At 64.6% G+C, this 5,440-nt stretch carries 6 protein-coding genes; 2 read left to right on the forward strand and 4 right to left on the reverse strand.

Features of this window, described 5'->3' with window-relative positions; translation table 11 throughout:
• A partial coding sequence (locus EN925_RS21475; protein ID WP_245487261.1) for a hypothetical protein occupies positions 1-629 on the forward strand: 629 nt, incomplete at its 5' end.
• A gap of 10 nt (positions 630-639) precedes the next feature.
• On the opposite strand, the gene EN925_RS21480 is transcribed toward EN925_RS21475, so the two are convergent.
• Positions 640-2,664, reverse strand: coding sequence for an amidase (locus tag EN925_RS21480; RefSeq protein WP_127385262.1), 2,025 nt, complete (start codon positions 2,662-2,664; stop codon positions 640-642).
• Positions 2,665-2,807: 143 nt separating this feature from the next.
• Here EN925_RS21480 and EN925_RS21485 point away from each other — a divergent pair, with 143 nt between their 5' ends.
• On the forward strand, positions 2,808-3,083 hold the full coding sequence (locus tag EN925_RS21485; RefSeq protein ID WP_013530503.1) for a hypothetical protein: 276 nt from the start codon (positions 2,808-2,810) through the stop codon (positions 3,081-3,083).
• Positions 3,084-3,155: 72 nt separating this feature from the next.
• Here the strand turns inward: EN925_RS21485 and EN925_RS21490 are convergent, their stop codons facing one another.
• From EN925_RS21490 to EN925_RS21500, 3 genes are all read right to left on the reverse strand, one after another.
• A complete protein-coding gene (locus EN925_RS21490) occupies positions 3,156-4,241 on the reverse strand; it encodes a Gfo/Idh/MocA family oxidoreductase (RefSeq protein ID WP_127385261.1) in 1,086 nt (361 codons plus the stop codon).
• A gap of 39 nt (positions 4,242-4,280) precedes the next feature.
• Positions 4,281-5,045, reverse strand: coding sequence for an ATP-binding cassette domain-containing protein (locus EN925_RS21495; RefSeq protein WP_127368838.1), 765 nt, complete (start codon positions 5,043-5,045; stop codon positions 4,281-4,283).
• On the reverse strand, positions 5,042-5,440 hold a 399-nt coding region (locus tag EN925_RS21500; protein ID WP_164894314.1), incomplete at its 5' end, for an ABC transporter permease. The genes EN925_RS21500 and EN925_RS21495, both read right to left, overlap by 4 nt.

Raw genomic sequence — 5,440 nt, forward strand, 5'->3', positions numbered from 1 at the left:
CACTCATCTCATCCGAGCAGGCTGCCTCGATGAAAAGCTGCTTGCCGGTCTGTCGCAAGACAAGCGGGATGTCATTCGGCGGGACCTTGCCTTTGCGGCGGGACGCCCGGCCAGCGGATGACGACGGCAGGGAGTGCGGCCGCGTCCCAATCCCTGCCATGCTGGAAAGCGGCCGTTGTCGTACTACCATCCCGTCACATGGCGAGGGGGATGAGATGGACCATCAGCGTACTGTTTTTCTGATCGGAGCAGGTTCCGTTGGTGACGACGAGCAAGCCGTGTTCACGCTGCACGTGAACGGCGCTGCCTGCAATCTGAAATGCAGTTATCGGGACAAGGTGATCGAGGCAGAAGAGGAAGACTTTTTCGAGGCTCTGTTCCAAATCCGTCAGGCACTCGAAGTCGATGGCCTGCTACCCTTCTGTTACGGAGCAAGCGCCAATGTTTATCCGGAAAATACCGTGATGGAGAAAAGTCGCGGATTGATAGCCTGCAAGGTGAAGACGGGGCAATTTCCGCAAGAGAGCGATCTGGTCGACATATTTGATGATGGCGTCGACGTGGTTCCGGTTTTCGTCCATATGCAGCAGGAATTTTGGGAAGAATGGCTGACTTCGCTGCCTTCCTAGCTGCTGGCGTTCATCCAATCCCGCCCGTAACCAGATAGGCGCCGGCGCTGCGCCCATCCTCCAGCCGCACAATAGCCGTCACGATCGAGCCATACGAGCCACGCCAGACGCTGTGGAACCGCTGGTGCTCTGCGGCCGGAACCAATGCCTGTCCACAGCAGCGCGCTCCGCTTCGCTGCATGGCGACAGGCTCGCCGTTGACATGCACCTTGACGCTGGCGTTTTCCGCCTCGGCGTCGATCGGCAGGTCGAGGGTGATGGTGATCTCGTCCTGATCGCCGGTCGTGCGCGTCTCGGCGGCAAGCGCGATGACGAGCGGAGGTGCCTTGCCGTTACCGGTTTGCGTGGGCCGGCGGGAAAATACATCTTCAGTCAGTTCCGGCGTGCGTGGGGGCAGGGTGCGGCGCCGGGTCGACAGTTCGTAGTCGCCGGCCATGCGCAGCAGCCTTTCGTCATCATAGGCCTTGCCGGCGAAAGTCAGGCCGACCGGCATGCCGATATCGGCCATGGTTCCCATCGGCACGGTGACGGTGGGGATGCCGAGATGGCGCCAGACCAGATTGCCGTTGGCGACCCAGGTGCCATTGCGCCAGGCAAGGACGGCGGATGCCTCGTCGATGTCTGCATCGGCCGGTCCGACATCGGCGGCGGCGGGCAGCACCACGGCGTCGATGTCTTGGCCGTCCAGCCAGACCTCGAAATCGATCCGCCTTGTTGCTTCGAGGCCCTTCAGTCCGTCTTCCAGCGTTGGAATGTCTGCGAACGGCGTGACGCCGAACCGGGCCCGTTCCACATATTCTCTCAGATCGAAGCCGCCCTCATAGCGGTCGGGCAGCGTGCCGGGCGGCTGCGGGAAGATCTTTGGGCCGTCGACGGAGACGAGATCGGGCACGGCCGGGTCGGCATTGGCGCGCAAAAAGTCGTCCCAGCCCCAGATGCTGAGATCCCAGAGTTCGCGCTCGGCGAAGTCCTGCGGCACCAGCCCGCGCTCGACCATGGTGCGCGCCCCGGGGCGGTCGCGCTCGTAGTTGGAGACGACGGGGAAATCGACCTCGATCACCTCGGCGCCAAGCCGCTTGAGATCGGCCGCTGCCTGCTCCCACAGGGCAAGCACCGAGGCGCGGGTTTCGATCGGCGCATCGGCCTCGCTGTCGCGGCCGATATACATTCTGGGCACGCCCAGGCGCTTGCCTTTCAACGACCCCGCCAGTGCGAGATCGGTATAACGGGGCGGCCGCACATCGGAGCTTTTCGGCAGCTTGACCCAAGGCTGCGCGCGCCAGAAATCGCCTCGCGCCTCGGGATCGTCGGCGACGATCACATCGAGCAGTTCGAGCATGTCGGGCACGCTGCGCGTATGCGGCACGACGACATCCATGGTCGGCACCAGGGGCCAGTTGCCGCGCACAGAAATGACGCCGCGCGACGGCGTGTAGGCGACCAGCGCATTGTTGGTGGCCGGCGCGCGGCCGGACGACCAGGTTTCCTCGCCAAGCCCGAAGGCGCAGAAGCTGGCCGCTGTCGCCGTGCCGGAGCCATTGGACGAACCCGATGCGAAGGCGGCGGTGAGATAATCGCCATTGTACGGACTTTCGGCGCGGCCATAGACGCCGCGCTGCATGCCGCCATTGGCCATTGGCGGCATGTTGGTCAGCCCGATCAGCACCGCACCGCCGGCGCGCAGCCGGGCTATGGTGAAGGCATCCTCATTGGCAATGAGATGCTCGAAGGCCGGCGAGCCGGCGGCCACCGTCAGGCCTGCAACCTTGTAGCTGTCCTTGGCGGTGTAGGGGATGCCGTCGAGCGGTCCGAGCACGGCGCCGTTGCGGCGCCGCTGGTCGGAGGCCGCCGCCTGCTCAAACATGTCAGGGTTGAGCACTGGGACGGCATTGAGGCTGATGCCGTGCCGGTCGAAATGCGCGATGCGCCTGAGATACGCCCCGACCAGTTCGACGCTGGTGACGGTGCCGTGATCGAGCGCGCGGCGCAGTTGGTCGATCGTCGCTTCGACGAGGTGAAGGCTGGCGTCGGTCATCACGGATCCCACATTCCCACGCATCATGGATGAGCGAGGCCGCAGGCTTCGGCAAGAGCCTATCGCGGTCTTCTCGGAACTTTTGTCCGGCTGGCGGTTTTGGATGTATGGTGCGATTCCGGAATGGCCAGAAGGGTGTGCCGATGACCACGAAATGCGTTGCGATCCTAGCTCTCGCGGTTGCTACGGGCGCGAGTCTTTGCGCCCCGGCCTTGGCTGGCGACCGGCATCACGACCGCCGGGTCCACTCCGAACGCTACGTTCCCGCCGAAGGCGATCTCATCGATATCCTGTTCGGCGGCCCGCACTACTACGATCAGCAGTTGGTGACGACGGCGGCTGGCGCGTGCTCCTACCATCGCGTTGGACCCGACGCGAATGCATTGAACAAGATCAACGATCATCACTGCGGGAAATAAGGCAGTAGGGCAGTAGGGCAGTAGGGCAGTAGGGCAGTAGGGCAGTAGGGCAGTAGGGCAGTAGGGAGCGCCTCAACGCTGGCCGCTCTCCTTCATACGCTCGATGATTTCGGCCATCAGCGCCAGGTCGCGGCGGGAATCGGCGAGGTCGGTCAGCGGCTTTGTTCCTTCGGCGATGTGGCGGTGGAAAATCTCGAGTTCATTCGAGAAAGCATCGCCGTAGAGAGGGCCGAAGGCTTTCGTCACCGGGCCGAGCGGGCCGGCATCGGTGACCTCCAGCCGCGTCGGCAGGCTGCGGATGTAGGGCGTGTCGTAGATGATGCGCACGCGCCTGGTGTTGGAGCGCACCTCGATCATTGCGTCGAACAGGCCGAGATCGTCGACCACCGCGTCGTAGAGACAAGCGAAATGGCCGTAGTCGAAGGTGACCGATGTGTTGGCGCCGCCATTGGTGCGGTGCGCGGCCAGCACGCGCGCCGGCTCGCCGATCAGCCCGCGCATCGCTGAAATGTGGTGCGAGGAAAGCGCCGTCAGCCCGCGATAGGCGCGCACCAGGTCGGCCGGCGCGTCGGCACCGACGACTTCGCGGATCAGCGCGTCGCGCTCCTTGGCGCCACGCGCCAGCAGGGCCGGGTCTATGTCGTTGGGATAGAGGACGTTCTGGCTCTTCTTGAGGAAATGCCGGCCCTCCGAGATCAGGTCGAAGATGCGGACATGGGTGATGTCGGCGAAGGCCGGCAGCTCGTCCCTGGCGGCCAGATAGGCCGGCGCGTAGCGGCGCATATAGCCGACGAACAGGGTCTTGTCGTAACTCGGCATCAGCGCCAGCAGATCGTCGATCTCGCGCACCGTCAGACAGGCAGGCTTTTCCAGCAGGATATGTTTGTTGGCAGCAATCGCCGCGTGCACGAAGCGGCTGTGGGTGTCGTCGGATGACAGCACGAACACCGCGTCGATGTCGGGTGACGCTATTAGCGCCTCGGCCGTCTCGAAGGTTCTTGCCGTCGGGTGTTGCGAGGTGCACAGCGCCACCAGGCTGGGCGACACGTCGTACACGCCCGCGATCACCCAGCGCTCGCGCTGATCGCTCAGCACCGGCAGATGGATCGACTGGGCGACCTCTCCAAGACCTATAAGTCCGACACGAATTGGTGCCACCGGCAAACTCCCTTTGATTTCAAGTCTGATGCTGCAGGACTATGCCGCGCCGGTGACCAGCGCGACGAGCTCGTTGCCTGATGTCTCCGAGGCGCGCACAGTCGCCGCCATCTTTCCCGCCCGCATCACCCAGATCTGGTCGGACAGGCGGCGGACCTGATCGAAATTGTGGCTGACCAGGATGACTGAGACCGACTGCTCGCGCAGGCGCCGGATCAGCGCCTCGACATTGGCCGTCTCCTGCACGCCAAGCGCTGCCGTCGGTTCGTCCATCACCACCAGCTTGGCGCCGGAGCCGACAGCGCGGCAGATCGAGATCGCCTGCCGCTGGCCGCCCGACAGGCGCCGCACACGCTGGTTGATCGACGGCACGTTGATCGACAGGCGCGACAGCATGGAACGGGCCTCGCGTTTCATCGCCTTGCGGTCGAGGAAAGCGAAGGGACCGATGCGGCGCACGATCTCGCGGTTGAGGAACAGGTTCTGTGCGACCGTCAGTTCGTCGATCAGCGCCAGGTTCTGGTGCACGGTCTCGATGCCGGCCTTGCGCGCCTCGTCGGGATTGGCGAAGGGCCGCGCCCGGCCGTCGAAGAACAGATTGCCGGCGTCGGGCTGATGCACGCCGACCAGGCTGCGGACCAGCGTCGACTTGCCGGCGCCATTGTCGCCGATCACGGCGGTGACCTCGCCGCGGCGGGCCTGGAAGGCGACGTCGGTGAAGGCGCGGATGCCGCCGAAATGCTTGCTCAGCCCTTCGCAGGCGATGATCGCCTCAGCGGCGGGGATGTGATGGGGAGCGCTCATTTCTGATACCGCATGATCAGCGCCGCCAGCACCACGATGGCTCCCACGGCAAGCGGTTGGTAGAAAGCCGACACATTGAGCAAGGTCAGGCCATTGACGAGTGCCGTGAGCATCAGCGCGCCGATGGCGGGCCCAAGAATGCTGGCGCGGCCGCCGAACAGGCTGACGCCGCCCAGCACCACCGCCGCCACCGAATTCAAGAGCAGGCTGGTGTTGATCTGCGGTTCGGCCGAGCCGATGCGGGCGACCAGGAGAATGGCCGCGATGCCGGCGCAGAGACCGGAAATCGTATAGGCGGCGATCTTGACCCGGTTGGTGCGGATGCCGAGCGCGCCGGCACTTTCGGCCTGGCCCCCGGTGGCCAGCAGATGCACGCCGAAGCGCGTGTGGTAGAG

It is taken from the genome of Mesorhizobium sp. M7A.F.Ca.US.006.04.2.1 (assembly GCF_004022915.1).
Taxonomy (GTDB): Bacteria; Pseudomonadota; Alphaproteobacteria; order Rhizobiales; family Rhizobiaceae; genus Mesorhizobium; species Mesorhizobium ciceri.

Bases quoted from the DNA above. Each gene is read 5' to 3' on its own strand.
- EN925_RS21480 (WP_127385262.1), bottom strand. From the start codon at position 2,664: ATGACCGACGCCAGCCTTCACCTCGTCGAAGCGACGATCGACCAACTG.
- EN925_RS21485 (WP_013530503.1), top strand. From the start codon at position 2,808: ATGACCACGAAATGCGTTGCGATCCTAGCTCTCGCGGTTGCTACGGGC.
- EN925_RS21495 (WP_127368838.1), bottom strand. From the start codon at position 5,045: ATGAGCGCTCCCCATCACATCCCCGCCGCTGAGGCGATCATCGCCTGC.